Annotated in this window: 23 protein-coding genes, 1 tRNA gene and 5 pseudogenes; 20 read left to right on the top strand and 9 right to left on the bottom strand. The window is 64.5% G+C overall.

What is annotated here, in order from left to right:
* Positions 1-223: 223 nt before the first annotated feature.
* A complete protein-coding gene (locus tag ACVWW1_RS31900) occupies positions 224-1,639 on the bottom strand; it encodes an MFS transporter (RefSeq protein ID WP_456658598.1) in 1,416 nt (471 codons plus the stop codon).
* 250 nt (positions 1,640-1,889) lie between these two features.
* Here ACVWW1_RS31900 and ACVWW1_RS31895 point away from each other — a divergent pair, with 250 nt between their 5' ends.
* Entirely contained in the window at positions 1,890-2,642 is a 753-nt protein-coding gene (locus ACVWW1_RS31895; protein ID WP_456658597.1) for an ArsR/SmtB family transcription factor, read from the top strand.
* 255 nt (positions 2,643-2,897) lie between these two features.
* Here ACVWW1_RS31895 and ACVWW1_RS31890 read toward each other — a convergent pair whose 3' ends face one another.
* A complete protein-coding gene (locus ACVWW1_RS31890) occupies positions 2,898-3,269 on the bottom strand; it encodes a type 2 periplasmic-binding domain-containing protein (RefSeq protein ID WP_207833950.1) in 372 nt (123 codons plus the stop codon).
* A gap of 307 nt (positions 3,270-3,576) precedes the next feature.
* On the opposite strand from ACVWW1_RS31890, the gene ACVWW1_RS31885 reads away from it, so the two are divergent.
* Complete coding sequence (locus tag ACVWW1_RS31885) at positions 3,577-3,891, top strand: hypothetical protein (RefSeq protein ID WP_456658596.1); 315 nt, start codon at positions 3,577-3,579, stop codon at positions 3,889-3,891.
* Positions 3,892-3,893: 2 nt separating this feature from the next.
* Positions 3,894-4,457, top strand: coding sequence for a carboxymuconolactone decarboxylase family protein (locus tag ACVWW1_RS31880; protein WP_456658595.1), 564 nt, complete (start codon positions 3,894-3,896; stop codon positions 4,455-4,457).
* 143 nt (positions 4,458-4,600) lie between these two features.
* Here the strand turns inward: ACVWW1_RS31880 and ACVWW1_RS31875 are convergent.
* Positions 4,601-4,690 (bottom strand) — tRNA-Ser (locus ACVWW1_RS31875).
* 214 nt (positions 4,691-4,904) lie between these two features.
* Between ACVWW1_RS31875 and ACVWW1_RS31870 the strand changes: the two are divergent.
* Positions 4,905-5,769 (top strand): annotated as a pseudogene (locus ACVWW1_RS31870) (alpha/beta fold hydrolase).
* Between the two features lie 411 nt (positions 5,770-6,180).
* Here ACVWW1_RS31870 and ACVWW1_RS31865 read toward each other — a convergent pair.
* Positions 6,181-7,332, bottom strand: a complete 1,152-nt coding sequence (locus ACVWW1_RS31865; RefSeq protein WP_456658594.1) for an ROK family protein — start codon at positions 7,330-7,332, stop codon at positions 6,181-6,183.
* A gap of 106 nt (positions 7,333-7,438) precedes the next feature.
* Positions 7,439-8,242, bottom strand: coding sequence for an SDR family NAD(P)-dependent oxidoreductase (locus ACVWW1_RS31860; RefSeq protein WP_456658593.1), 804 nt, complete (start codon positions 8,240-8,242; stop codon positions 7,439-7,441).
* Positions 8,243-8,366: 124 nt separating this feature from the next.
* On the opposite strand from ACVWW1_RS31860, the gene ACVWW1_RS31855 reads away from it, so the two are divergent.
* The 4 genes and pseudogenes from ACVWW1_RS31855 (at position 8,367) to ACVWW1_RS31840 (ending at position 11,183) form a co-directional block, all read left to right on the top strand.
* Positions 8,367-9,317 carry a GlxA family transcriptional regulator gene (locus ACVWW1_RS31855; protein ID WP_456658592.1) on the top strand — a complete coding sequence of 317 codons (951 nt, stop codon included), beginning with the start codon at positions 8,367-8,369 and terminating at the stop codon, positions 9,315-9,317.
* A 255-nt stretch (positions 9,318-9,572) separates the two neighbouring features.
* Positions 9,573-10,044 (top strand): annotated as a pseudogene (rplU, locus tag ACVWW1_RS31850) (50S ribosomal protein L21).
* 102 nt (positions 10,045-10,146) lie between these two features.
* On the top strand, positions 10,147-10,416 hold the full coding sequence (rpmA, locus tag ACVWW1_RS31845) for a 50S ribosomal protein L27 (protein ID WP_024583287.1): 270 nt from the start codon (positions 10,147-10,149) through the stop codon (positions 10,414-10,416).
* A gap of 170 nt (positions 10,417-10,586) precedes the next feature.
* On the top strand, positions 10,587-11,183 hold the full coding sequence (locus ACVWW1_RS31840; protein ID WP_176535288.1) for a GNAT family N-acetyltransferase: 597 nt from the start codon (positions 10,587-10,589) through the stop codon (positions 11,181-11,183).
* Between the two features lie 186 nt (positions 11,184-11,369).
* Here the strand turns inward: ACVWW1_RS31840 and ACVWW1_RS31835 are convergent, their stop codons facing one another.
* A complete protein-coding gene (locus tag ACVWW1_RS31835) occupies positions 11,370-12,284 on the bottom strand; it encodes a DMT family transporter (protein WP_456658591.1) in 915 nt (304 codons plus the stop codon).
* Between the two features lie 167 nt (positions 12,285-12,451).
* Here ACVWW1_RS31835 and ACVWW1_RS31830 point away from each other — a divergent pair, with 167 nt between their 5' ends.
* The 12 genes and pseudogenes from ACVWW1_RS31830 (at position 12,452) to ACVWW1_RS31775 (ending at position 23,872) form a co-directional block, all read left to right on the top strand.
* Complete coding sequence (locus tag ACVWW1_RS31830; protein ID WP_456658590.1) at positions 12,452-12,931, top strand: MaoC family dehydratase; 480 nt, start codon at positions 12,452-12,454, stop codon at positions 12,929-12,931.
* Between the two features lie 102 nt (positions 12,932-13,033).
* A complete protein-coding gene (gene obgE, locus ACVWW1_RS31825) occupies positions 13,034-14,083 on the top strand; it encodes a GTPase ObgE (RefSeq protein WP_456658589.1) in 1,050 nt (349 codons plus the stop codon).
* Positions 14,084-14,168: 85 nt separating this feature from the next.
* Positions 14,169-15,311: a glutamate 5-kinase gene (gene proB / locus ACVWW1_RS31820; protein ID WP_456658588.1), complete on the top strand. Its 1,143-nt coding sequence runs from the start codon at positions 14,169-14,171 to the stop codon at positions 15,309-15,311.
* A gap of 124 nt (positions 15,312-15,435) precedes the next feature.
* Positions 15,436-16,728 (top strand): glutamate-5-semialdehyde dehydrogenase, encoded by a 1,293-nt coding sequence (locus ACVWW1_RS31815; protein ID WP_456658587.1) that lies wholly within the window; start codon positions 15,436-15,438, stop codon positions 16,726-16,728.
* Between the two features lie 45 nt (positions 16,729-16,773).
* Positions 16,774-17,397: a nicotinate-nucleotide adenylyltransferase gene (locus tag ACVWW1_RS31810; protein WP_176534335.1), complete on the top strand. Its 624-nt coding sequence runs from the start codon at positions 16,774-16,776 to the stop codon at positions 17,395-17,397.
* Between the two features lie 201 nt (positions 17,398-17,598).
* Positions 17,599-17,967 (top strand): ribosome silencing factor, encoded by a 369-nt coding sequence (rsfS, locus tag ACVWW1_RS31805; RefSeq protein ID WP_456658586.1) that lies wholly within the window; start codon positions 17,599-17,601, stop codon positions 17,965-17,967.
* A 129-nt stretch (positions 17,968-18,096) separates the two neighbouring features.
* A complete protein-coding gene (rlmH, locus tag ACVWW1_RS31800) occupies positions 18,097-18,579 on the top strand; it encodes a 23S rRNA (pseudouridine(1915)-N(3))-methyltransferase RlmH (RefSeq protein WP_456660721.1) in 483 nt (160 codons plus the stop codon).
* 40 nt (positions 18,580-18,619) lie between these two features.
* Entirely contained in the window at positions 18,620-20,020 is a 1,401-nt protein-coding gene (locus ACVWW1_RS31795) for a murein hydrolase activator EnvC family protein (protein ID WP_456658585.1), read from the top strand.
* Positions 20,017-21,384 carry a S41 family peptidase gene (locus tag ACVWW1_RS31790; RefSeq protein WP_207833969.1) on the top strand — a complete coding sequence of 456 codons (1,368 nt, stop codon included), beginning with the start codon at positions 20,017-20,019 and terminating at the stop codon, positions 21,382-21,384. The genes ACVWW1_RS31795 and ACVWW1_RS31790 overlap by 4 nt, the downstream gene beginning before the upstream one ends.
* A 150-nt stretch (positions 21,385-21,534) precedes the next feature.
* Positions 21,535-22,738 (top strand): annotated as a pseudogene (locus ACVWW1_RS31785) (divergent polysaccharide deacetylase family protein).
* A gap of 82 nt (positions 22,739-22,820) precedes the next feature.
* A complete protein-coding gene (locus tag ACVWW1_RS31780) occupies positions 22,821-23,324 on the top strand; it encodes an RNA pyrophosphohydrolase (RefSeq protein WP_092121642.1) in 504 nt (167 codons plus the stop codon).
* Between the two features lie 46 nt (positions 23,325-23,370).
* Positions 23,371-23,872, top strand: a pseudogene (locus ACVWW1_RS31775) (RNA pyrophosphohydrolase).
* Here the strand turns inward: ACVWW1_RS31775 and ACVWW1_RS31770 are convergent.
* The 3 genes and pseudogenes from ACVWW1_RS31770 to atpD form a co-directional block, all read right to left on the bottom strand.
* Positions 23,830-24,234 (bottom strand): helix-turn-helix transcriptional regulator, encoded by a 405-nt coding sequence (locus tag ACVWW1_RS31770; protein WP_456658584.1) that lies wholly within the window; start codon positions 24,232-24,234, stop codon positions 23,830-23,832. The pseudogene ACVWW1_RS31775 and the gene ACVWW1_RS31770 sit on opposite strands and share 43 nt — an antisense overlap.
* Positions 24,235-24,374: 140 nt before the next feature.
* Positions 24,375-24,782: a F0F1 ATP synthase subunit epsilon gene (locus tag ACVWW1_RS31765; RefSeq protein WP_173639622.1), complete on the bottom strand. Its 408-nt coding sequence runs from the start codon at positions 24,780-24,782 to the stop codon at positions 24,375-24,377.
* Between the two features lie 116 nt (positions 24,783-24,898).
* Positions 24,899-26,342 (bottom strand): annotated as a pseudogene (gene atpD / locus ACVWW1_RS31760) (F0F1 ATP synthase subunit beta).

The raw sequence follows: 26,342 nt of genomic DNA, 5'->3' as shown, positions 1-26,342 counted from the left end.
GTATGGCGCGACGAACGGCGCGATAACGACTTTTTTAATCGTAGCCGGAGTCGTTGGCGCCGATCTGCCGACGATGGTGGCGCCAGCATCGCGACGGCGGCACGCAGGTATAACAACACGAAACTTGCTCGGGACAATTACGATCGCTCACGTGCAAAGGTAGTCGGAGCGGAGGATGTTGCCGCGGCGGCGGGGGTACCACATAAGCTCGACCTGCCCCCTTTCATCGTCCCTCCTTTGCTCGGCCGTGCCAGATCGCGACCGCACCTGCGAGCAACACAGTGGCCGATATCACGAGCGAGGCATGCGCGCCTGCCATGAACGTGTTGTTCCCTCCGACCAGCGAACCGAACAGGGCAACGCCAAGCACGCTGCCGGTCTGCCGCGTCGCGTTCAATACACCCGCGGCGATGCCGGATCGCGATTTCTCGACACTACCGAGCAACGTCGAAGTCAAAGCCGGCACGAGCAGGCCGAGCCCGCCGCCGAGGATGATGAGCTGAGCGCCGATCGCCCAGTAGCTGGTGCCTGAGGTCATAGGCAGCAGCGCAACGCAGCCCGCGGCGGTGATCATACAAGCCAGCGCGATGGCTTGCGGCGCGCCAAGGCGCTCGCTGACCGACGCGGCGATCAGGTTGGCGGGGAGCACCATGGCCATCATGGGCACGAAGGCGAGGCCCGTTGCGAACGGCGACCAGCCATTGACGTTCTGGAAGTAGAGACTGAGCACGAAGATCAGGCCGTAGAAGGCGATGTTGAAGAGGAGCCCGACCAGAGCAGTCAGCGCGAACATGCGATGGCGGAACAGCGACAGCGGCAGCATTGGTTGCAGCGCGCGCGCCTCGCGCCATACGAACAGGAGTCCGATTACGGCCGCCCCGGCGAAGCCAGTGATGACGAGCGGATGGCTCCAGCCGAGCACGCCGCCCTCTATCAGGGCGCCGGCCAGCCCACCGAGTGCTGTGATCGCCGCGATCTGCCCCGGCAGATCAATCTCGCGCTGCGCGAGCCGCGGCGTCTCCTTGGCGTAACGCCAGGCGAGCCAGAGGCCCGCGGCGCCAATCGGCAAGTTGACAAGAAAGATCGCGCGCCAGCCGACCAGCGCGATCAGCGCGCCGCCAACTAGCGGCCCCGCAGTCAGTGCGACGCTCGCACCTGCGGCCCAGAAACCGACCGCGCGGCCGCGCGCCTTCGGATCGGTATAGGCGTGATTGAGTAGCGTCAGCGAGTTCGGCACCAGGATTGCCGCCGCCAGGCCCTGCACGGAGCGAGCAACGATCAGGAACATCGCCGACGGAGCCAATGCGCAGGCGAGCGAAGCCAACGTGAAGATTGCAAAGCCCCCTATGAATATCCGCTTGGCGCCAACGCGATCACCGAGCGCACCAGCGGTCAAAATGAAGGCAGCGAATGCGATGGTATAGGCGGTCACCACCCATTGCAGCTCGGCCACGCTGCCGCCGAGCGAGGTGCTGATGCTGCTCAGCGCTGTATTAACGATGGTGATGTCCAGCTGCACGACGCCGAGGCCGAGGCTCGTGGCGGCAAGCGCCAGCGCCGCGGGGAGAGGCGAACGGGATGACGCGCTGTCAGAGCCGGCTTGTTCCGGCTGCCTTGTGTTGAGCGAAGTTGTTTGCATTGATCACACTCGGTTGTCCGTGAGATTTTGATGGCTCAGACCAGCCCGTTTTTCGATTGTCATTCGATGCCAATCGAATACTTGGAGCCGCGAGACGATCTTTCGTCCCGTCGCGGCGATGCCTTTCGCTGGGCTTAGTGGTGTCCAGACAACCTATGTCCCGTGATTGAATCGGTCTTGCAGAAACACTACGGTCTTGGCCGAAGTATTCGTGCTTGGCACTGCGTCCTCATCGGCGTAGGAGAAAGACATGGATACGGGACCCAAGATCGCCCAAGTCGCTGCACTCATCGGCGATCCGGCGCGCGCCAACATGCTCAGTGCGCTGATGGATGGTCGAACGTTGACCGCCTCGGAGCTCGCCTATGTGTCGGGCGTGGCGCCGCAGACTGCGAGTGGCCATCTTGCGAAACTCAGCGACGCCGGACTGCTTGCGCTCGCAAAGCGGGGCAGACGACGATATTTTCGCTTGGCCTCTCCGCACGTCGCGCGCGTGCTGGAAGGTCTCATGGTCGTGGCCCAGGAAGGGCCCGCCCGGCGCGATCTCTGGCGCGGCGGAGAAACGCTCCGACATGCGCGCACGTGCTATGACCACATGGCCGGCCGCATTGCCGTCGCGATCGCCGACCGGCTTGTCCAGCAGTCGTTTATTCTGCTCGACGAGGATGGCGGACAACTGACCGATGCCGGTCGGTCATTCTTCGATGAGTTCGGCGTTGATCTTCGCCTTGCCTCCAAGCGCCGAGTGTTCTGTCGCCCCTGTCTCGACTGGAGCGAGCGCCGGCCGCATCTGGCCGGGGCGCTCGGCGCTGCTATCCTTCATCACGCTCTTGAGCACGAATGGGTTGAGCATGTCCGGGATAGCCGCGCGCTCGTCGTGACGCCTGCTGGCGTTAGAAGACTTGCCGCAACGTTCGGCATCGAGGGCGCCCTCTCGATGGACGGCCGCGAACGGCAGGTTGCATTACTGTCGAGAGGCCGGGTAGCGGTTTTCTCGGGTTGAGTCAGCGCCCTCGGACGGACGTAGCAGTGCGATCAGTCGCTTCGACCGCAAGTACTGTCCATATTTGACCTCAAAAATTGCGGGATTAGCCTTGCCGGCGTGCGCCCGGCCCGCCGCCGGCAGGCGTGACCGCGTCTGTCCATCGCGCGCGCATTGCGGTGAAAAGCACGGTCGATCGGCGAACTCATCTGCTCACAGGCAAATAAGGGCACCCGCAACGTCGATCGCGGACTTTCCTTCGTGTGAGCCGGAGATTTACCGTCGCGGTCTGTCTGGCCGATCTGGTTTCGATATCTTCATCATCAAAGAGCGAAACCAAAGCGAGCCCCGGTCGCGCTGCGCCGTGGCCGGATAGAAGAGGAATTGCTCATCAACTCCGGGATTGAACGGCGGCTTGACGATCATCAGATTCAGACGATGAACCAGCAGGCTTGCGAGCCTGCTCGGGACAAACGCGACAAGGTCGGTTTCGGCAGCAATGTGCAGCGCCTGGAGATAGCTCGGGGCGACGATAGCAGCGACCGAGCCGCACCGCCGCCCGACTGCACGCTCGGTCAGCAGTGCGTCCAACACCCGGAGCAAATTCAGATCGAAGTGCTCGACATTCATACCGAGAATGTAATTCATCCAGCACATGCATTGGAATAATTCCTGTCTCGCTGCTATTCCTTTTTCGCTTGGAGGACGGCGCATGCGAATTGAACCAGTCACGGCCCCCTACGCACCAAACGTGCAAGCGCTATTCGACCGAATGCCTGCCTCGTGGTCGCCTCCATTCAAGCTCTTTACCGTCCTTGCCCGCGATGAGCGAATGCTGTTGCGCTGGACGCGGGGAGCTGTGAGTTACCTTGAGCCCAGTCACCTAACTGTTCGGCAGCGCGAAGTATTGCTACTGCGCGTCACCGCCCGATGCCGATGTGCCTACGAGTGGGGCATGCGCGTTCATTACTTCGCCGGCCAAGCCGATCTGAGTGACGATCAGATCTACGCGACAGTCTATGGCGATCACACCGACGCAGACTGGTCAGCGACCGATATGGTGCTTATTCGTCTCGCTGACGAACTGCACGACACTGTCGACGTCAGCGGCCAGCTCTGGACCGATCTGAAAGAGAGCTTTTCCGACGAGGCGATCATGCAGCTCTTGATGATGGCAGGCTACTATCGCACGGTCGCCTATGTCGCAAACGGGCTGAAGCTTCCGCTCGAACCAGTGGTCGGTCGGCCGTTCCCCGCACAGAGAAGCTAGCGATGCGAATCCAGCCTTTGATTCCCCCATATTCCGCCGAGGTTCAGGCAGAGGTCGACCTGCTGCCGCGATCATGGCAACCTCCGTTCCAGCATTACGGCCTTCTCGGCCGCGACCCGCGGCTTCTTCGCGCTTATCGCCTTGGATCAGTCGCATATCTCGATCCCAGCCACATCACTGTGCGCCAGCGCGAGGTGTTCCTTCTGCGTGTTACGGGGCGTGGTCAAAACGCCTTTGAGTGGACCCTGCGCGTTCACTATTTCGCCGACGATGCCGGGTTAACCGAGGAGCAACTCCACGCGTCGGTTCACGGCAGTGCGGACGATAGCTGTTGGCAATCCGATGACTGCAGCCTCATCCGCCTCGCCGACGAACTCCATGATACGGCGACGATCAGCGATGCACTCTGGGAAGACATGCAAGCCGTTTTCTCCGATGAAGCAATTTTGCAGTTGCTCTTGCTCGCCGGTCACTATCGAACCAATGCTTACGTCTCGAAGGGATTGCGGGTTCCGGTCGAATCTCGGGTCAAGCGCCCATTTCCGGTGGAACAAGCGGACCTCTGAACTACGTGATCGAATTCGACATCTCCGTGAGCGCAAGGCCAACCGACGCGGCCTCCGAGAAGACGTTCGACGATGTCCCGCCTCGGGTCCAAAACCTGTCGAATTAGACAAGGCGGCCTTTGACCCGACCGCGGGCGGATTTCTGGCGGAGAGGGAGGGATTCGAACCCCCGATAGGCTTGCACCTATGCCGCATTTCGAGTGCGGTGCATTCAACCACTCTGCCACCTCTCCGATGGCCCGGGTGATTTGCGCCACCCGCGGTCGGGGCGTGTTCTAGGCGAGGATGGCGGGCCAGACAAGGCGCTGCAATAATATTTCCGTCACCGGGGGCCTCGCCCCATCGAAGCACCGGGGTGATGCAAGAAAGTGCGCGGAAACAAAGCCCTAGCGGGATGGCTCTGGTTCGATCGGCGCGCGGGCGAAGCAAAAGCAGCAGGAGCGGCCGATGGAGCATGTGACGATTCGAGCCAATGGCGCGGCGTTCCACGTCGCGCGGACCGGGAGCGGTAGGCCGCTGCTGCTGTTGCACGGCTGGCCGGAATTCTGGCTGACTTGGAAGCCTGTCATGGCGCGCCTGGCCGACCGCTACACCCTGATCGCGCCCGACCTGCGCGGCTTCGGCGACAGCGACAAGCCGACAAGGCCCCTACGGCCCCGATCAGCATACCGACGACATGCTGGCGCTGCTGGATGCGCTCGGGATCGACAAGGCCGGCGTGGTCGGCCACGACGTCGGCGGCGCGGTGATGCAGCCGCTCGCCCGCAGGGCGCCCGAGCACATCGCCGGGCTGTTCTTCTTCGATTTCGTCTATCCCGGCATCGGGGCGCGGATGGCCGCGCCGGACCGGCTGAACCACATCTGGTACCAGTCGTTCCACCAGATGGAGATGGCGCCCGCGCTGGTCGGCGCTAATAGAGAGACCTGCCGCACGTATGTCGGCCATTTCCTGCACAACTGGACGCATCGCAAGGCCGCGTTCGACGACGTGATCGAGGACTTCGCCGATAACTTCTTCAAACCCGGCAATCTCGCCGGCGGCTTCGCGCATTATCGCGCGTCGCATGCGGGGCGCGTGAAGATGATGCAGGGCGAAGCGCCCGTACTGCCACCGATCACGGTGCCGACCTGCATCCGCTGGGCCGAGCACGACCCGCTGTTTCCCTATGCCTGGACCGACCGGCTGGGCGAGACCTTCTCGGATCTGGACCTGAAGATGTTTCCCGATGTCGGGCACTTCCCGCATCGCGAGGACCCCGACCGCGCCGCCGCCGAGATCGCCGGCTTCTTCGGGCGGATCAATTGGAAGTAGAAAGTGGTGGGACCGCCAGGACGCGACAAAAACTGGCGGTCCCGTGCCGCTTCTCAATATTGCTGGCCGGGAAGTGCGGCTTCGCCGGTCGGCGGGAGCGACGCCTCCACGGTAGCGGCCGGCAGCCAAACGGCAACGCGAACACGATCTTAACCTAACCGATCAACCTTACCGGGCAAAAGGCCGGCGCCTAAAGCGGGATGAAGTAAGTTGAATCGGTTTGGCCACGAATGCGGTTCACCTCTCCGCGGCGGGGAGAGGTCGATTTGCGTAGCAAATCGGGTGAGGAGCCGCAGTTCTACTGAGAGACCGTGATCCCTCACCCGGCGCTACGCGCCGACCTCTCCCAAGGGAGAGGCGAACTTCCGCCGCCGCTCCAGACAAACCTGATCCCATCTCGCTCTAGGCCGCTCAGGCATCGGCTTTCCTGGCTTTCTTGGCCTTTTTCTCGCTCTCCTCGTCGTCCTTGTCCTTTTTCTCGGCCTTCTTCTCGTCCTTGCCGTTGCCTTTCTTGCGGTTGGTGTAGCGCGCATTGCCGAGGCCGGTTCCGATCGTCAGCACGCCCCAGCGCGCGACGTCCTGCATGAACGGGACCTCGGCCAGCCCCTGCGCCACGCCGTCATTGTGCATCACGATCGCGGTGTCATGATCGCCGATCTGCGGGATCGCCTCGACCAGGCTCGCCGGCAGGTTGAATTTGCTGCTCTCCCAATTGCCCGGCAAATTCTGTGCGCCCTTCTCGATCGAGCCGTCCTCGTTGATGACGCCGGGACAGGCGATGCCGATGAACGGCGCGAGCCTGAGGTTCTCCTTCCCGGCCGCGGCAATCAGATCCTTCAGCATCTTCACCAGCCGCTTCACCGCGCCTTCGCGCGTCGGCTCGTCATCGGCATGTCGCCACAGCTCGGATTTCCAGACCGTGGCCTTGGAAAGATCGGGCGCCTTCTTCCAGCGCGTCTCGACGACGCCGCAGCGGATATTGGTGCCACCGATATCGACGGCGAGCACGCCGTCATGGGCCTCGAAAATCCACGACGGCGCCAGATGCAGCGTGCCGATCAGGCCGGCATCATCGGGATGAAAGCGGATCGGCACCAGATCGACCTTGAAATCCTCCGACTTCAGGATGATGTCGGTGCGCGCGATGGCGAGTTCGCCGAGCCGGCTGTCGCGAAAGCCGCCGCCGACCACGATGCGCTCGGTCTTGGCCCAGGCCTTGGTGCCGAGGAAGCGCCGCGTCACATAGGCGAGCTCCTGCGCAAACTCCTCGATCGCGCTGTGCACGACCGCGGAGGCCTCGGTGTCCTCGCCGATCAGCAACTCGTCGAGCTTCTTCTTGCTGATCTGGTCCGAGGGCTCGTCGCCGAACGGATCCTCCTCCGATTTGCGCAGCGGCTTGCGCCAGCGGTCGAGGATCTTGCGGAAAGCGCCCTTGGAGGCGCGATCGCCGAGAAAACCCTCGTCGTCCTTCAGCTCGATGTTGAAGCTGTCGATGTCGACGGATGGCAGCCGCGCAGCGCCGTGGTGCGCGATTCCGGTGGTTAGTCCAGTGTCTTCGGCCATTCGCCCTGCCCGCTTGAGATTCCCTGCATTAACGACGGGGAACTCAAATGGTTGCGTCCCGCGCTCTGGCGCTCGGCCTGCGCGGGACGCAACCTTCGCAGCGGCGTCAGGCGGCCTTCACCCCGTAGCGCGCCGCAGGCGTGCTGCGCGACAGGTTCGGCATCAGCTTCTGGCGCGCGCTCTCATAGGCCTGCCAATCCGCGGCATCCGGCAGCGACGGTACGGTGAAGACCTCGCCCTGGTCGAGGCCGACCAGCGCGGCGTTCACCATGTCCTCGGCCTTCATCACGATCTCGCCGGGCAGATGCTCGACCGGCGTGCCGGCGATGTCCCAGAACTCGGTGGCCGTGGCCCCCGGCAGCACGGCCTGGACGCGAATGTTCTTGTCCTTCAACTCGTGCTGCAGCGAGTGGGTCAGCGCCAACACGAAGGCCTTGCTGCCGCCGTAGACGCCGTTGAGCAGCTCCGGCTGGACACCGACGACCGAGGCGATGTTGATGATGGTGCCGCCGCCGCGCGCGACGAATCCCGGCACCGCCGCATAGGTCAGGCGCATCAGCGCGTCGACATTGAGCGCGATCATGTCGCTCATCTTGTCGACATCTGATGCGAGCAGCGGGGCGGTGGCGCCGACGCCGGCGTTGTTCACCAGCACGCTGATGCCTTCGTTGCTGCGCAGAATGGATTCGATCCGTGCGACATCGCCGCGCTTGGCGAGGTCGGCGGCAACGATCTCGATCGATCGGCCTGTCTCCTGCGAAAGACGCTTGGCAAGCCCATCGAGGCGCTCGCGGTTGCGTGCGACGAGGATCAGATCGTAGCCACGCCGTGCGAGCCGGTCCGCATAGATGGCACCGATCCCGGACGACGCACCGGTAACGAGCGCCGTTCCTTTGGCTGACTTGGTCATGTTGGTCTCCTGTTTGACCCGAACGGCCGGTTTTGGCCGCCGCTCAGGTTTTACAAGCCACCTTGCATGTCTCAAATGTCATATATACAGCTTTTTAGGACACAGATTGCCGTCAGAGGGTTCCATGCAGGAGATCGGCTTCGTCGTCTTCCCGGAGTTCCAGGTGATGGGGTTCACCGCCATCACCGCCTTCGAGGTCGCCAACCTGATTGCGGGCGCGCCCTTCTATGAGATCACGCTGCTGTCGGAGAATGGCGGCCCGGTGCGATGCTCCGCCGGCTTCAATGTCGAAACCGAAGCCTTCGGCGATCGGAGCTTCGACACGCTGTTCATCGGCGCCGGCCACGAGCTTCATCCGGCATCGGCGAAGCTGATCGACTATATGCGGCGCGCCATGACGACATCGCAGCGGATCGCCGCGCCCTGTATCGGCGCCTTCTCGCTGGCTGAAGCCGGCCTGCTCGACGGCCGGCGCGTCTCCACGCACTGGCAGTTCGCCCCGGAATTGCAGGCCCGATTTCCCGGGCTGAAGGTCGAGCAGGACCGCATCTACATCGTCGACGGGCCGATCTGGACCTCGGCCGGCATGACCGCGACGATCGATCTGGCGCTGGCGATGATCGAGCATGATTTGGGCGTCGAGGTCGCCCGCTCGGTGGCGCGCAAGCTCGTCGTCTATCACCGCCGCACCGGCGGACAGTCGCAGTTCTCGGCGCTGCTCGAACTCGACCCGAAATCCGACCGCATCCAGAACGCGCTCCACTACGCCAAGGCGCATCTGCGCAACGAGCTCTCGGTCGAGGAATTGGCCGAGGTGGCACGGCTCAGTCCGCGCCAGTTCAGCCGCGCCTTCCGCGCCGAGACCGGCCAGTCGCCGGCCAAGGCAATCGAGCAGCTCCGGGTCGAGGCTGCCAGAGAATTGATCGGCGACGGCCGCCATTCGATGGACGAAATTGCCGGTGAGACCGGCTTTGCCGATCGGGAACGGATGCGGCGGGCGTTCTTGCGGGTGCTGGGCCAACCGCCCCAGACCATCCGCCGGCACGCGCGGGCCGCGGCAAAGACCGCCGCTTGAGGGTCAATGCGGGCCGAAAATACGCCAAACCCTTCATTTTTGGCCGGTTTTTGCCCTGCTTTACCTTGACTCCGCGTCGTCAGCAGCTATAAGTCCGCCCATCCGGCGCGCAGTTTTCTCGCGCCGATTGTTTTTGTGCGATCCAGCTTGGGAATTCATTCCCTTCGCGCGAAACACATAACCCATAGCGACTGAACAAAAAGCCGACCCGGGCTAACCGTCCGAGGCCGGAACTGAACACGAAGGAATCAAACGATGTTCGCAGTCATCAAAACCGGCCGGCCGGCAGTACCGTGTCGTTCCGAATGATGTACTCGAGATTGGCAAGATCGCCGGCGATGTCGGCACGATCGTGCAGCTAGGCGAAGTTCTGGTGCTCGGCGGTGACACGCCGGTGCTGGGAACGCCCACCGTGGCAGGCGCCACCGTTGCGGCCGAAGTGCTGCAGCACAAGCGCGGCGCCAAGGTGATCGCGTTCAAGAAGCGTCGCCGCAAGAATTCACGCCGCAAGCGCGGCTATCGCGACGAGCTCACGGTGCTTCGCATCACCGAGATCCTCGCCGATAACGCCAAGCCGACTGTCGGCCCGCGGCCGAAGAAGGAAAAGGTCGCAGCGCCCGCCGATGATGGCGAGGACGCAGCACCGAAGGCGGCCAAGAAGAAGGCGCCCGCAAAGGCGCCGGCCGCGAAAAAGGCTCCGGCCAAGAAGGCCGCGGCCAAGGCTTAAGGAGAAGTGATCGTCGCGTTTTCAGATTTGAAGCGTGACAAAACGTGAAATGATTCCGTCAAGGAATTGATCTAGAGATCAAAGCGAAGTCGGAGACGAGCTATGGCTCATAAAAAAGCAGGCGGTTCATCGCGCAACGGACGTGATTCCAAGGGCAAGCGCCTTGGCATCAAGGCGTTCGGTGGCGAGCGCGTGATCCCCGGAAACATTATCGCGCGTCAGCGCGGCACCACCTGGCATCCTGGCCTTAATGTCGGCATGGGCACCGATCATACTCTCTTCGCCAAGGTCGAGGGTCATGTCGAGTTCCGTGCCAAAGCCAATGGCCGCACATTCATCTCGGTTATTCCGATGGCAGAGGCGGCCGAGTAGACGGTGGACACACATGAGTCCGCCGGGTCCTGTTGAACCGGCGGAGCAGCACAAGGGCTCCAAGGGGAGGCGGGATGACCGGCCTCCCCTTTTTGTTGCGCGCGTTCGACTTCGACCGCGCGCAACGTTCCAAGCGTTGCGTACCGATTGTCGCATCACAGGAGCTCGACATGTTGCAGGACATCCCGACGCCGACCTTGCGCGAGGCAAGAGCTTGCGTCCTCGAGACCGAACGGCTGACATTGCGCAAGCCGACGCTCGCGGACGTAAAAGCCATTGCACGCCTCGCCAATGACCGCCGCATCGCGGAGAACACCCGCCGCCTGCCGCATCCCTATACCCAGGACGACGCCATCGACTTCGTGCGCGCGCTCGGCGCCGGCGGACGCGAAACCGTCTTCCTGATCGAGAACAATCACACGCCGATCGGCATGGTCGGCATCGACTGGCGCGAGGAAGCCGCGGCCGAACTCGGCTACTGGCTCGGCGTCGACCATTGGGGCCAGGGTTTCGGCACCGAGGCCGCGCGCGCGGTGATCGACTACTTCTTCGAGGAATTCGATCTCGACCAGCTGATCGCGGGCGCCCGCGTCGTCAACCCGTCGTCGCGCAACATCCTCGAGAAGTGCGGCTTTCAGTGGAGCGGCGTCGAGCTGCACCGCTTCGAGGCGCTGGGCTCATCGAGCCCGGTCGACGCCTTCCGGCTGTCGCGCGGCGTCTGGGCCTCGCTGAAGAGCTGGAACAACTCGACCCGGCGGGAGAGCTGAGTCCTCACCCTCCCTGATTTCACCCTCCCCTGGAGGGGGAGGGTCGTTGCGCGTGGAGCGCAGCGAAGGCGCAACGGGGTGGGGTGATCTCTCCCATCTGGCGCTGTCGGATGAGGAGAGACCTTCACCCCACCCCGCCGCTCATTGCATTCGCGTCGACCCTCCCCCTCCAGGGGAGGGTAAGAATCATGCCGGCGGATTGATCGCGGAATCCGGGCGCCCGAGCTGCTGTTCGCGCACGAAGATGTAGAGGCCGGCCGCGATGATGATGGCGGCGCCGATGATCGTGGCCCAGGACGGCACGTCGCCGAACACCACGAAGCCGAAGATCACCGCCCAGACTATCATCGAATACTGGTACGGCACCACAACGCTCGCCGGCGCAAGTTTTAGCGACCGATTCACGCACAGCAGCGCCGCGACCGAGATGATGCCGGCGGTGAAGAACAGCACGAGGCTGCCGGGGGTCGGCGTCACCCAGCCGAACGGCGAGAGCACGAGACCCAGGACGAACGTGCCGCCGAATTGCGATGTCGCGAGCACGATATCGGGCGTCGCGCGCAGCGAGCGCGTGATCAGCATCAGCACCGCAAACGACAGGCTGCCGCCGAGCGCGATCATCGCCGGCCAGCTGATGGTCTGCGCCGATGGCCGCAGCGCAATCAGCACCCCGCAGAAGCCGACCAGGATGGCGGTCCAGCGCCGCCAGCCGATATGCTCGCCGAGCACGAGACCCGACATCGCGGTGACGAAGATCGGTCCGGCCAAATAGTAGGTGATGACGTCGGCGAGCGGCAGATAGACGGTCGCCAGGAAGAACGCCGCGACCTCCAGCGTCGACAGCGTGACGCGCAGCAATTGCAGCCACGGACGCTCCAGATGCAGGAAATCCGCGCGCCGCTGCCACACGATCGGTAGCAGCACGAGCAGCGCCGCGCAGGCGCGCAGCCATAGCAATTGCCCGACCGAATAGGTGGCGACGATGAATTTGCCCATCGCATCGCCGAACGAGAACATGAAGATCGACAGCAGCATCAGTCCGATGCCGGCGAGCCGCGCCGATCGATCGTCGTAGGAGGACAGTTTTGCGAACAGGCTCATTGTTCTCTTGTTGTCGCCGCCTCTGAGTCGGGCCGGTCCTGTCGCCGGTTTTACCGACGTCGTTGCGCAGGACAACCCCGGCGGCGGCAGATCGAACCAATTGTCGCAGTGCGGCGCCTGCGCTACCGGTAGGGCAGCCATTCAAGAAGCAGAGCAGGAAACGCCGCATGAGCGAATTCGACCCCACCCAGCATCGCATGGTCCCCGCGCAGCGGTGGTTCGAGGATTTCGTGCTCGGCGAGCGCTTCGTGATTCCGAGCCGGACCCAGACCTCGGCCGTTTTTGCGGCGTTCCAGACCGCGAGCGGCGACACCCATCCGATCCATTACGACGTCGAATATTGCCGCACGCGGGGCATGCCGGACCTGCTCGCGCACGGCTTCCAGACCCTGGTGCACACCGCGCCCGGCGCCGGGCTGTTTCCCTATGTCGTGGAGGAGTCGCTGGTCGGCTTCCTGGAACAGTCGAGCAAGTTCCTGAAACCGGTCTATGCCGGCGATACCATCTACCCCGCGCTGGAGGTGGTCGAGCTCGCACCCGGCCGGACCACGGGCGTCGTGACACTGCGCTCGACCGTGCACAACCAACGCCGCGAGCTGGTGCTGGAGGGGATGCAGAAATTCCTGGTGCGCCGACGCCCTGTTTAGCCGCCAAGGGCCGCAAAAAGGCCCGAAAATTAAGGCTTTTCGCCGAAGTCGGCGCGCTTGCGGGTTGCCGCAGGGACCGGCCTGCCCTAACTAGTACGGATCATGAAATTCCTCGATGAAGCCAAGGTCTATATTCGCTCCGGCGACGGCGGCAACGGCTGCGTCGCGTTCCGGCGCGAGAAGTTCATCGAGTTCGGTGGTCCCTCCGGCGGCAATGGCGGCCGCGGCGGCGAGGTCATCATCGAGTCCGTCGACGGACTGAACACGCTGATCGACTACCGCTACCAGCAGCACTTCAAGGCGCAGAAGGGCGGCAATGGCATGGGCAAGGACCGCCATGGCGCCAACGGCAAGTCGATCGTGCTGAAAGTGCCAGTCGGCACCCAGGTGTTCGACGAGGACCGCGAGACGCTGCTGCACGACTTCACCGAGCTCGGCGAGACCTTCGTGCTCGCCAAAGGCGGCAATGGCGGCTTCGGCAATGCGCATTTCAAATCCTCCACCAACCGCGCGCCGCGCAACGCCAATCCCGGCGCGCCGGGTGAGGAACGCTGGATCTGGCTGCGGCTGAAGCTGATCGCCGATGCCGGTCTGGTCGGCCTGCCCAACGCCGGCAAATCGACCTTCCTGTCGGTGGTCAGCGCGGCACGGCCGAAGATCGCCGACTATCCCTTCACCACGCTGCATCCGCAGCTCGGCGTCGTGAATTACGGTGGCCGCGAATTCGTGCTCGCCGACATCCCCGGCCTGATCGAGGGCGCGCATGAAGGTGCCGGCCTCGGCGACCGTTTCCTCGGTCATGTCGAGCGCTGCCGCGTGCTGCTGCATCTGGTCGATGCGACCAGCGAACACGCCGGCAAGGCCTACAAGACGGTGCGCACCGAGCTCGAAGCCTATGAAGGCCAGCTCGCCGACAAGATCGAGATCGTCGCGCTCAACAAGATCGACGCGGTGGAGCCGGACGAGCTGAAGAAGCAGAAGGATCGCCTCAAGCGGGCGGCGAAGAAGACGCCGCTGTTGCTCTCCGGCGTGACCGGCGAAGGCGTTCAGGACGCGCTGCGCGCGCTGGTCGAGGTGATCGGCGAGGCGCCGGTGTCCAACAAGGCCAAGGGCCAGACGGAGCCGTGGGCTGTGCCGGTGCCGCAGGGTTGAGCGGCACATCGAATCTCCCAAGCCACCTTACTTCTAGGCCACCTCGTGGCGCCTCTTGCTTCCAGCTTCCTGCCAGACCAAACCCATGAAACGCCCCTCGCTCAAGAACTTTCGCCGTATCGTCGTCAAGGTCGGCTCGTCGCTGCTGGTCGACTCGCAGGCCGGCGAGGTCCGCGCGTCCTGGCTCGCCGCGCTGGTCGACGATATCGCAAAGCTGCACAAGCGAGGCTGCGAGGTCATGGTGGTGTCGTCGGGCTCGATCGCGCTCGGCCGCAGCCGCCTGAAGCTGCCACGCGGCCCGCTGAAGCTCGAAGAGAGCCAGGCCGCCGCGGCAGTCGGCCAGATCGCGCTGGCGCGGATCTGGTCGGAGGTGCTCGGCCATCACGGCATCGGCGCCGGACAGATCCTCGTGACGTTGCAGGATACCGAGGAGCGCCGCCGCTATCTCAATGCGCGCTCGACCATCGCCAAGCTGCTGGAATGGCGCGCGGTGCCCGTCATCAACGAGAACGACACGGTCGCGACCACCGAGATCCGCTACGGCGACAATGATCGCCTCGCCGCCCGCGTCGCCACCATGGCGAGCGCGGACCTGTTGATCCTGCTGTCCGATATCGACGGCCTCTACACCGCGCCGCCCGCGGTCGATCCCGACGCGAAGCTGATCCCGGTGGTCGAAAGCATCACCTCGGAGATCGAGGGGATGGCCGGCTCGGCCGGCTCCGAACTGTCGCGCGGCGGCATGACCACCAAGATCGAGGCGGCGAAGATCGCGACCACCGCCGGCACCCATATGCTGATCGCCTCCGGCAAGATCGAGCATCCCTTGCAGGCGATCGCCGACGGCGGCCGTTGCACCTGGTTCCTGACCCCGGCCAATCCCGTCACCGCGCGAAAGCGCTGGATCGCGGGCTCGCTCGAGCCGAAGGGCACGCTGACGATCGATGCCGGCGCGGTGGCGGCGCTGCGCGCCGGCAAGAGCCTGCTGCCGGCCGGCGTCGTCAGGGTCGACGGCCAGTTCGCCCGCGGCGACGCCGTGGTGGTGCGCGGCCCCGACACCCATGAGATCGGCCGCGGCCTGGTCGCCTACGACGCCGAGAATGCCGAGAAGATCAAGGGCCGCTCCTCGCCGGACGTGATGGCCATTCTGGGCATCAGCGGCCGCTCCGAGATGATCCACCGCGACGACCTCGTGATCGGCCCGGCCGGCGCGATCCCGGCCAAGTAGGCCCAAATAACCGACAGGGCGGACGGCCCGGGGCGCGGCCGCCCACCTGCCATGCCGGTTCCGCGCCTCGCCACCCCTCAATTGCCATGCTAGAACATGGCCTTAATCCAAAGCCGGGACTTCCATGAGCGCGCCCCTGAAGGCGATCGACGGCAACGCCGATCTCGCCGCCCTGATGACCGACCTCGCCGCCAAGGCCCGCGCTGCCGCGCGCGTGCTGGCGCTGGCGCCGCCGGAGCAGAAGAACCGGGCGCTCGCCGCGATCGAGCGCGCGATCCGGGCCAATGCGCCGGCCATTCTCGCCGCCAATGCCGAGGATGTCGCCGAAGCGCGCGCTGCCGGCATGACCGCTGCCTTCGTCGACCGTCTGACACTGACGCCGGCGCGCGTCGCCGGCATGGCCGATGGCGTTGCCACCGTGCGCGAGATTGTTGATCCGGTCGGCGCCGTCACCGAGAGCTGGCAGCGACCCAACGGCATGACCATCGAGCGCGTCCGCGTGCCGCTGGGCGTGATCGGCGTGATCTTCGAGAGCCGCCCCAACGTCGCCGCCGACGCCGGCGTGCTGTGCCTGAAATCCGGCAACGCCGTGATGCTGCGCGGTGGCTCAGACAGCTTCCGATCCTGCCGCGCGATCCATGATTGTCTCGTGCAAGGCCTGCGTGAAGCCGGTCTGCCTGAGGCCGCGATCACCTTGGTGCCGACCCGTGACCGCGCGGCCGTCGGCCTGATGCTGACGGGATTGAACGGCGGCATCGACGTGATCGTGCCGCGCGGCGGCAAGAGCCTGGTCGCGCGTGTCGAGGCGGAGGCGCGCGTGCCGGTGTTCGCGCATCTGGAGGGCGTCAACCACATCTATGTCGATGCCAGCGCAAGACTCGATATGGCCAAGGAGGTCGTGCTGAACGCCAAGATGCGCCGTCCCGGCGTCTGCGGCGCGGTCGAGACCCTGCTGATCGATCGCAACGCTGCTGCGACGAAGCTGAAACCGCTGGTCGAGTTGTTGATCGATGCCGGTTGCGAGGTGCGCGGCGACGACATCGTGCAAGGCGCCGATGCCAGGGTGAAGCCCGCATCCGACGAGGACTGGGACACCGAATATGAGGACGCGATCATCTCGGCGAAGATCGTCGGCAGTCTCGATGAAGCGATCGCGCATATTCAGAATCATGGCTCGCATCACACCGATGCGATCGTGACGGAGGATGCCGCTGCCGCGCAGAGATTTCTCAACGAGGTCGATTCGGCGATTGTGCTGCACAATGCCTCGACCCAGTTCGCCGATGGCGGCGAGTTCGGCTTCGGCGCCGAGATCGGAATTGCCACCGGCAAATTCCACGCCCGTGGGCCGGTCGGCGCCGAGCAGCTGACGAGCTTCAAGTACCGCGTCCACGGCACCGGGCAGACACGGCCGTGATCATTGTCGCACGCGCACGGTAGACCCTTGCAACAAGCTTCCACCGTGCCGTTGTCCCCAGCCCAGGCGCTTCCGTTCTATACCAACGGCATGCGCATCGGATTGCTCGGCGGCTCGTTCAATCCGCCGCACGCCGCGCATCGCGCCATCAGCCAGTTCGCGCTCAAGCGTTTGCAGCTCGACCGCGTATGGTGGCTGCTGACGCCGGGCAATCCGCTGAAGAACCATGATGGCCTGCATGCGCTCAACGAGCGTGCCGCGGCCGCGCGTCGCGTTGCCGACGATCCGCGCATCGACATCAGCTGTCTCGAAGCTGTCATCGGTGTCCGCTACACTGTCGACACGATCATCCACTTGCGCCGCCGTGTCTCCGGCGTGCACTTCGTCTGGATCATGGGCGCTGACAATCTCGCGCAATTTCATCGCTGGAAAGATTGGCGGCGCATCGCGTCCGATGTGCCGATTGCCGTGATCGACCGTCCGCCCCAGAGTTTCCGCGCCCTAGCCGCACCGGCGGCGCAGGCGCTCATGCGCTATCGCTTGCCCGAAAATCAGGCGACACGGCTGGCCGATCAGCAGGCGCCGGCCTGGGTCTTCCTGACAGGAATGAAATCCAATCTGTCTTCGACCGGACTGCGGAACCCGGACGGGAGCTGGAGAACGGCGTGAGGCGCAAAAGGGTTACTGGAATATTGAAACCATTAACCCCACATGCGTAATATGGCGCGTGGGGCCGAGGATTCGGCACCCGCGATACAGTGAAAGGAATGGTCCCTGGCCACATCTGTATTGTCAAAGTCTGTTTTACCCAAGGTTCCCAAGACTTCAGGTCCCAAGACTGCGCGTAAAACATCGACGAAAACCGCGGCCTTGCAGGCGCAACCGGATGCCGACAAACCGGATGCCGACAAGACGCTGAGCCTGATCCTCTCCCGCCTCGACGACATGAAAGCGGAAGAGACGGTCACCATCGACCTTCGCGGCAAATCCGCATATTCCGACTACATGATCGTCACCACCGGCCGGGTTAACCGGCACGTTGGCGCGATCGCGGAAAATGTGACGAAGAGCCTCAAGGAAAACGGGATCAAGAACATCCATGTCGAGGGCTTGCCCAATTGCGACTGGGTGCTGATCGATTCCGGCGAAGTGATCGTGCACGTGTTCAGGCCTGAGGTGCGCGAGTTCTACAACCTCGAGCGGTTGTGGACTCAGAACCCGGCGGTCGCGGCGGTCTAAGGCGTATCGAAGCCGATGCGAATCGGCTGCAGCGCATATAGCTTGCACGCGCGCTTCCAGCGCGCGAGCCGTGAATTTGACGCGTTTTCTGCGGCAAACCGGCTTCCACTTTGCCGGAAAACGCTCTTAATGCGCCTTGTCGTGATCTGCATCGGCCGCCTGAAACAGGGCCCTGAACGGGAGCTCGCCGAGCGTTACCGCGAACGCTTCGAGGATATCGGCCGCAAGCTCGGCTTTCGCGGCCTCGACATCCATGAGATTGCGGAGAGCCGCGCGCGCGATACGGCCGCGCGCATCGCCGAGGAGGCCGCGGCGATCGCGGCGCTGCTGCCGGAAAAGCACATGCTGGTCGCGCTCGACGAACGCGGCAAGAGCATCGACAGCGCAAGCTTTGCGCAGCAGCTCGGCCGCTGGCGCGACGAGGGGGCAGCACATGCTGTCTTCGTGATCGGCGGCGCGGACGGACTTTCGCCTGAATTGCAGCGCAAGGCTTCGTTGCGTATTGCATTCGGCTCCGCGACCTGGCCGCACCAAATGGTCCGCGTCATGCTTCTGGAACAGATTTATCGGGCCGCGACCATTTTGGCCGGCCACCCCTACCATCGCGTCTGAGGCGCGGTGACGGACAGTCGAAAGCGCTGAACGCACGCGAATGCAGCACAAGCGGGACACAGCTTCGGATTCGCATCTCGGCACCGCGCGCCGCCGCTGGTTGCCGGCATCCCTGCCTCTGTCGATCGCTATGCTCGCCGCGTATCCGCTGACCGCGGCGCATGCGCAGGCGACACCACCCGCGCAACAGTCCGCCCCGCCGGCACAGCAGGCCGCAACAGCGGAGACGTCGCCCGACGCCATCAAGCAGCGCGAGCAGGAGCTCGAGGCTGCGCGCGAACAGCAGCGCAAGGCCACCGAGTTGCAGGAGAAGTTGAAGGCCGACATCGCCGCCATCGGCCAGGACCGCAGCAAGCTCAATCAACAGCTGATCGACATTGCCGGCCAGGTGCGCGGCGTCGAGACGCGGATCGCCGACGCCGAGGCGCGCCTGCAGCCGCTCGACGGCCGCGAGCGCGAAATCCGCGGCTCGCTCGATTCACGCCGCTCCGAAGTGATCGAGGTGCTGGCCGCGTTGCAGCGCGCCGGGCGGCGCACGCCGCCGGCGCTGCTGGTGCGGCCCGAGGACGCGCTGCAATCGCTGCGCACCGCGATGCTGCTCGGCGCGGTGGTGCCGGAATTGCGCGTCCGCGCCGAAAAGCTTGCGGCCGATCTCGGCGAACTGGTGGCGCTGCGCAAGACCATCTCGACCGAGCGCGATGCGCTGGCGACCGACCGCGACAAACTGAGGGAAGACCAGACCCGCCTGGCGGCGCTGGTCGACGAACGGCAGCGCCAGCAGAGCGCGGCCGAAAAGGACATGGAGGCCGAAGGCGCTCGCGCCATCGCGCTGTCGAAGCAGGCCGCCGATCTGCAGAGCCTGATCGCCAAGATGGAGCAGGATCTCAAGAGCGCGGCCAAGGCCGCCGCCACGGCCAGCCTCCAGGGGGCCCCCGCGACCGTGAACGGCAAGCCCAATCTGGGGGCGCTCAAGGACCCGGCCCGCATGAGCCCGGCAGTCGCCTTCGCCTCGGCCAAAGGCCTGTTCTCCTATCCCGTGAACGGCACCAAGATTCGCGAATTTGGCGGTTCCGACGGCGCGGGGGGCGTACAAAAAGGCATTTCCTTGGCCGCCAAACCGGGCGCGCAGGTCACAACCCCGTGTGACGGCTGGGTTGTTTACGCTGGTCCTTTCCGCAGCTACGGACAACTCTTGATCCTCAATGCCGGGGGCGGGTATCATGTCCTGATCGCCGGGATGGAGCGTATTTCGGTAAACATCGGCCAGTTTGTGCTAACGGGGGAGCCGGTTGCGACCATGGGGTCGACGTCCCAGGTTGCATCCATTCTCGCGACCAATGCGAGCCAGCCAGTGCTCTATGTCGAGTTCCGGAAAGACGGCACTCCAATCGATCCAGGTCCATGGTGGGCCGCAAATGAAGGCGAAAAGGTTCGCGGATGATGCGCAAGACTTCGGTAATTCTCCTTAGCGCCGCCACCGGCGCGGCCCTGACGCTTTTCGTCACGCAGCCCCGCGCTGTGCTGATGGGATCGAGCGCGCGCGCCGCGACGTCGGACACCTACCGCCAGCTCAATCTGTTCGGCGACGTGTTCGAACGGGTGCGCAGCGACTATGTCGAGAAGCCGGATGACAGCAAGCTGGTCGAGTCCGCGATCTCGGGCATGCTGTCCGGACTCGATCCGCACTCGAGCTACATGGATGCCAAGAGCTTCCGCGACATGCAGGTGCAGACCCGCGGCGAGTTCGGCGGTCTCGGCATCGAGGTCACGATGGAAGACGGCCTGATCAAGGTCGTCTCGCCGATCGACGACACCCCGGCCTCGAAGGCCGGCATCATGGCCAACGACATCATCACCAATCTCGACGACGAAGCTGTGCAGGGCCTGACGCTGAACCAGGCCGTCGAGAAGATGCGCGGTCCGGTCAACACCAAGATCAAGCTCAAGATCATCCGCAAGGGCCAGGACAATCCGATCGACGTCACGCTGGTGCGCGACAACATCCGCGTTCGCTCGGTACGGGCGCGCGTCGAGGCCGACGACATCGCCTATATCCGCATCACCACCTTCAACGAGCAGACCACCGAAGGCCTGAAGAAGGAAGTCGCCAACCTGCAGAGCCAGATCGGCGACAAGCTGAAGGGCTACATCATCGATCTCAGAAACAACCCCGGCGGCCTGCTCGAAGAGGCCGTCACGGTGTCCGACTCCTTCCTGGAGCGCGGCGAGATCGTCTCGACCCGCGGACGCAATGCCGAGGAAACCCAGCGCCGCGCCGCGCACCCCGGCGACCTGACCAAGGGCAAGCCGGTCATCGTGCTGATCAATGGCGGCTCGGCATCGGCCTCCGAAATCGTCGCCGGCGCGCTGCAGGACCACAAGCGCGCGACGCTGGTCGGCACCCGCTCGTTCGGCAAGGGTTCGGTGCAGACCATCATCCCGCTCGGCTCGGGCAACGGCGCGCTGCGCCTGACCACCGCGCGCTATTACACGCCGTCGGGCAAGTCGATCCAGGCCAAGGGCATCGTGCCCGACATCGAGGTGCTGCAGGACGTGCCGGAAGAGCTGAAGGCGCGCACCGACACCAAGGGCGAGGCCTCGCTGCGCGGCCATCTGAAGAACGACGGCGACGAGAAGACCGGCTCGCAGTCCTACGTCCCGCCGGACGCCAAGGACGACAAGGCGCTGAAGATGGCCGACGACCTGCTGCACGGCATCAAGTCGACCTCGAGCGCGACGCCGGCACCGGCAGCGCCCGGCGACAAGGCCGCGGTCGACAAGCCTGGCAACAAGGCCGCGAACTGATCCCATCCAATGGTTTAGGCGAACAGGGCGGCCCTCGGGCCGCCCTTTCTGCTTTCGCCGTCCACCGCCTGCCGTGCTTTGACGGGGAGGCCGGCGCGCGGGAATGCACCGCATCGTGCTATCGTTCGCGCTGTTGATTCGGGGAGGGTCATGGCAGAAGCGGCCGACGAACTGAGCACGCCGCTTGGGCAGAACACCGCGGGCAGGACGCGCCGTGTCCGCTTGCCATTCACGGCGATGCAGGCGCTCGCCGTGCTGCTGGGGCTCGTGCTGGTCGGCTTCGCCGGCGTCGCGCTGTTCAACGACAATCCGCTCGCCGGCGAACCGATTGCCCGCATCACGCTCCGTAATCCCGCGCCGGCAGCTGCCGACGATAAACACGCCCCGGCCGAACCGGTGGTCAAATCCGCCGCCAAGGCGCCGGCCGGAGCGAGCGACGCCAAGACCGTCACCATCATCGACGGCTCCAGCGGCAAGCGCCAGGACGTGGTGATCGGCGCCGGCGATCCGGCCGAAAAGACGACGGATGGCGATGCACCGCCGCTCGCGATGACCGGGATCGACCCGCGCCTGCTGGAAAAATCGCGCTACGGCATGATCCCGGCGGTCGCCGATGGCCTGAAGCCGTTCACGGTCTATGCGGCCGAAGCCGACCGCGCCAAGGCGGCCCGGATGCCCGTGGTCGCCATCGTGGTCGCCGGCCTCGGGGTCGGGCGCCGCCAAGACCACTGACGCCATCATGAAGCTGCCGCCGGCGGTGACGCTGGCCTTCACGCCCTACGGCGCCGACCCCGGCAAGCTCGCGGAACGCGCCCGGACGCAGCGCCACGAGATCCTGCTGCAGATCCCGATGGAGCCGTTCGACTATCCCGACAACGATCCGGGCCCGCAGACCCTGCTGACCACATTGAGCAGCGAGCAGAATCTCGACCGTCTCTATTGGCACCTCAGCCGCCTGCAGGGATATGCCGGGATCGCCAATTTCATGGGAGCCCGGTTCGTCGCAACCGATCCCGTGATGCAGCCCATCGTGCGCGAGGCGGCCAAGCGCGGCCTGAGCTTTTTCGACGACGGTTCCACCCCGCGCAGCGTCGCGCAGAGCCTCTCGGCCGGCCAATCGTTGCCGTTCGCCAAGGCCGATTTCGCCATCGACGTGGTGCCGACATCGGCGGAAATCGACCGCGCGCTGGTCAAGCTGGAAACGATCGCCAAGGAACGCGGCACGGCCGTGGGCGTCGCCTCGGCGCTGCCGGTCTCGATCGAGCGGCTCGGCGCCTGGCTCAAGACACTGGACTCCAAGGGCATCATGCTTGTGCCATTGACAACGGCGATGCTGAAATCAAAATCGGGCTAGAGATCAATCTGTTGGTGCAACCTAAGACCTTGCCGGGGGGCCGGGTCAGGCGGCGCCAGGAACTGTGCGAGGTAGCGGCGGCATGGCACGTTATGAAGACCTGCCCTATCGAACCTGCGTCGGCATCATGCTGCTGAATACGGCGGGACTGGTCTTCATCGGACGCCGCGCCGGCGGCATCGAGCATGTCGACGACGCGCATGTCTGGCAGATGCCGCAAGGCGGCGTCGATCCCGGCGAGGATACGTTTCAGGCCGCACGGCGCGAGCTCTATGAAGAGACCAGCGTCAAGTCGGTGGAGAAGCTCGGCGAGGTCTCGGACTGGCTGATCTACGATATCCCGCGCACGGTCGCAGGCCGCGCCTGGAAGGGTCGCTACCGCGGCCAGCGGCAAAAGTGGTTCGCGTTGCGCTTCACCGGCGACGAGAACGAGATCAACGTCGCCCACCCCGGCGGCGGCCACAAGGCCGAGTTCATCACCTGGCGCTGGGAGCCGATGAAGAATCTGCCGGAGCTGATTGTGCCGTTCAAGCGTCCGGTCTATGAGCGCGTCGTGAAGGAATTCGCCGGTCTGGCGGCCAAATAGACGGCCATATGATCGGCCAGACAAACGCGCGGCGGCACCGGTCGAGATGTCATCAGATAAGCCCTATCGCCCCAATGTGGGCATCGCGCTGTTCAACGGCGACGGACGCGTGCTGATCGGCCACCGGATCAAGGACGACGGCCCGGAGATCGTGCTGCCCGGCCTCGAATGGCAGATGCCGCAGGGCGGCATCGACGATGGCGAGGACCCGCGCCAGGCCGTGATGCGCGAATTGTGGGAAGAGACCGGGGCGGTCAACGCCGACTATCTCGGGCGAGACCGACTGGATGACCTACGAATTCCCGGCCTATGACGGGCCGGCATCGCATCGGCTGGCCAAATTCCGCGGCCAGCGGCAGAAATGGTTTGCGCTGCGCTTCACCGGGCGCGACGAGGAGATCGATCCATTGACCCCGCGCAACGGCCAGCCCGCCGAGTTCGATCAATGGCGCTGGGAGCGTCTCGATCGCGTCGCCGATCTGGTGGTGCCGTTCCGCCGCGAGGTCTATCGCGCGGTCGCGATCCGGTTCGCGGAATTCGCCGGCTGATCCTGCGGCGGAAGGCGCCGCGCATCGCCCGGCGTCATGCCGTAGGTCGCGCGGAACACGCGATAGAAGGTCGCGATGCTGTCGAAGCCGCATGAGAAGGCGATCTCGTCGATGCCGCGTTCCTGCATCGATGAGAGAAGCCGCCTCGCCTCCTTCAATCTTGTTGCCGTCAGCGTTCGCGCAAATGACAGGCCGGTCGGCTCAAACAGCGCATGCAATTGCCGCAGCGAAATGCCAAGTTCGGTGGCGACCGCGGCCGGCGTGAGAGAGGCGCGATGCAGATCGCGCAGCAGGAATTCTCGCGCGGCATGGAGGTAGCCGGCATGCAGCGCGGCACGGACCTCATCCTGGCGAGGCCGCAAGCGTCCGCGCGCAAGCAGGGTACGGCGAGCGTTGAATTGTTCAGGTCTTGGCAGACGATGACTGGAAAAGTGTGAGCGATTTCACAAAGAGAGCCGGCTCACTCGACGCTATGGCGCGATCGCTGGTCGGCAATCGCGCCTTAGTGCATAGCCGTCGCGTTGAGCTCGTGCTGGATGCTCTTGAAGTGATCGAGCCGCTCGATCTCGTGATCGAGTTCGGAGCCTTCCTTCTCGGAGAGCTTCTCCTGCATTTCGTTGATCGTCTCGGCGAACTTCGCGCGATCGAGATCCGCAATCGTGGTGGCGACGTCGGCGAGCACGGTGAGGCCCTTGTCCGACACCTCGGCAAGGCCGCCGAGCACGATCACCTTCTCGCGCTTGCCCGCGGTCGTGATCGTCAGGATACCCGGACGAATCGTGGCGACGACCGGAGCGTGTCCGGCGAGCACACCGAAATCACCCTCCACACCGGGGACGTCAACCTGATCGACCTCGCCGGAGAAGGCGAGCTTTTCGGGAGAGACGAGATCGAAGTGGAAGGTGGCCATGGTCTTTCCGTTCTTTGCGCTATCACCCGCGGGCTCGACCCGCGGGTCCATCAGTCAAAATACTTCTCGTTCGATGGATCGCCGGATCACGTCCGGCGATGACGACACCCCAAAGCTTAGGCCGCTTCGGCGGCGAGCTTCTTGCCCTTCTCGACGGCTTCTTCGATCGTGCCGACCATGTAGAACGCCGCTTCCGGCAGATGGTCGTACTTGCCCTGGCAGAGATCGCGGAAGCCCTTGATGGTGTCGGCGAGGTCGACGAACTTGCCCGGCGAGCCGGTGAAGACTTCGGCGACGTGGAACGGCTGCGATAGGAAGCGCTCGACCTTGCGGGCGCGGGCGACCGTCAGCTTGTCCTCTTCAGACAATTCGTCCATGCCGAGAATGGCGATGATGTCCTGCAGCGACTTGTAGCGCTGCAGGATCTGCTGGACCATACGCGCGGTGTTGTAGTGCTCCTCGCCGACGACCAGCGCCGACAGCATGCGCGAGGTCGAGTCGAGCGGGTCCACCGCCGGATAAATGCCCTTTTCCGAGATCGCGCGCGACAGCACCGTGGTGGCGTCCAAGTGCGCGAACGAGGTGGCGGGCGCCGGGTCGGTCAAGTCGTCGGCCGGCACGTAGATCGCCTGCACCGAGGTGATCGAGCCCTTCTGGGTGGTGGTGATGCGCTCCTGCAGCGCGCCCATGTCGGTCGCGAGCGTCGGCTGATAACCCACCGCCGAAGGAATACGGCCGAGCAGCGCCGACACTTCCGAACCCGCCTGGGTGAAGCGGAAGATGTTGTCGACGAAGAACAGCACGTCCTGGCCCTGGTCGCGGAAGTGCTCGGCGACCGTCAGACCGGTCAGACCGACGCGGGCGCGGGCGCCCGGCGGTTCGTTCATCTGGCCGAACACCAGCGCGCACTTCGACTTCACGCTCGGATCCGGATTGTGCGGATCGGCGTTGACCTTCGATTCGATGAACTCGTGATAGAGGTCGTTGCCTTCACGGGTCCGCTCGCCGACGCCGGCGAACACGGAGTAACCACCGTGCGCCTTCGCGACGTTGTTGATCAGTTCCTGAATCAGCACGGTCTTGCCGACGCCGGCGCCGCCGAACAGGCCGATCTTGCCACCCTTGGCATACGGAGCGAGAAGGTCGACGACCTTGATGCCGGTGACGAGAATTTCCGCTTCGGTCGACTGGTCGGTGTAGCTCGGCGCTTCCTGGTGGATGGCGCGCAGGCCTTCGGACTTGATCGGACCGGCTTCGTCGATCGGCTCGCCGATGACGTTGATGATGCGGCCGAGCGTGCCTTCGCCGACCGGCACCCCGGATCGGCTCACCGGTGTCGGTGACTTCCTGGCCGCGCACCAGACCTTCAGTGATATCCATCGCGATGGTGCGGACGGTCGATTCACCGAGATGCTGCGCGACTTCGAGCACCAGGCGGTTGCCGCCGTTCTTGGTCTCGAGCGCATTCAGAATCGCCGGAAGGTGGCCTTCGAACTGCACGTCGACCACGGCGCCCGTGACCTGGGTAACGCGACCGATCTGATTGGCTGCTGTAGCCAT

It is taken from the genome of Bradyrhizobium sp. JR3.5, assembly GCF_054057015.1.
The sequence above is the reverse complement of the archived record's forward strand: the minus strand, read 5'-3'. Positions and strand labels throughout refer to the sequence as shown.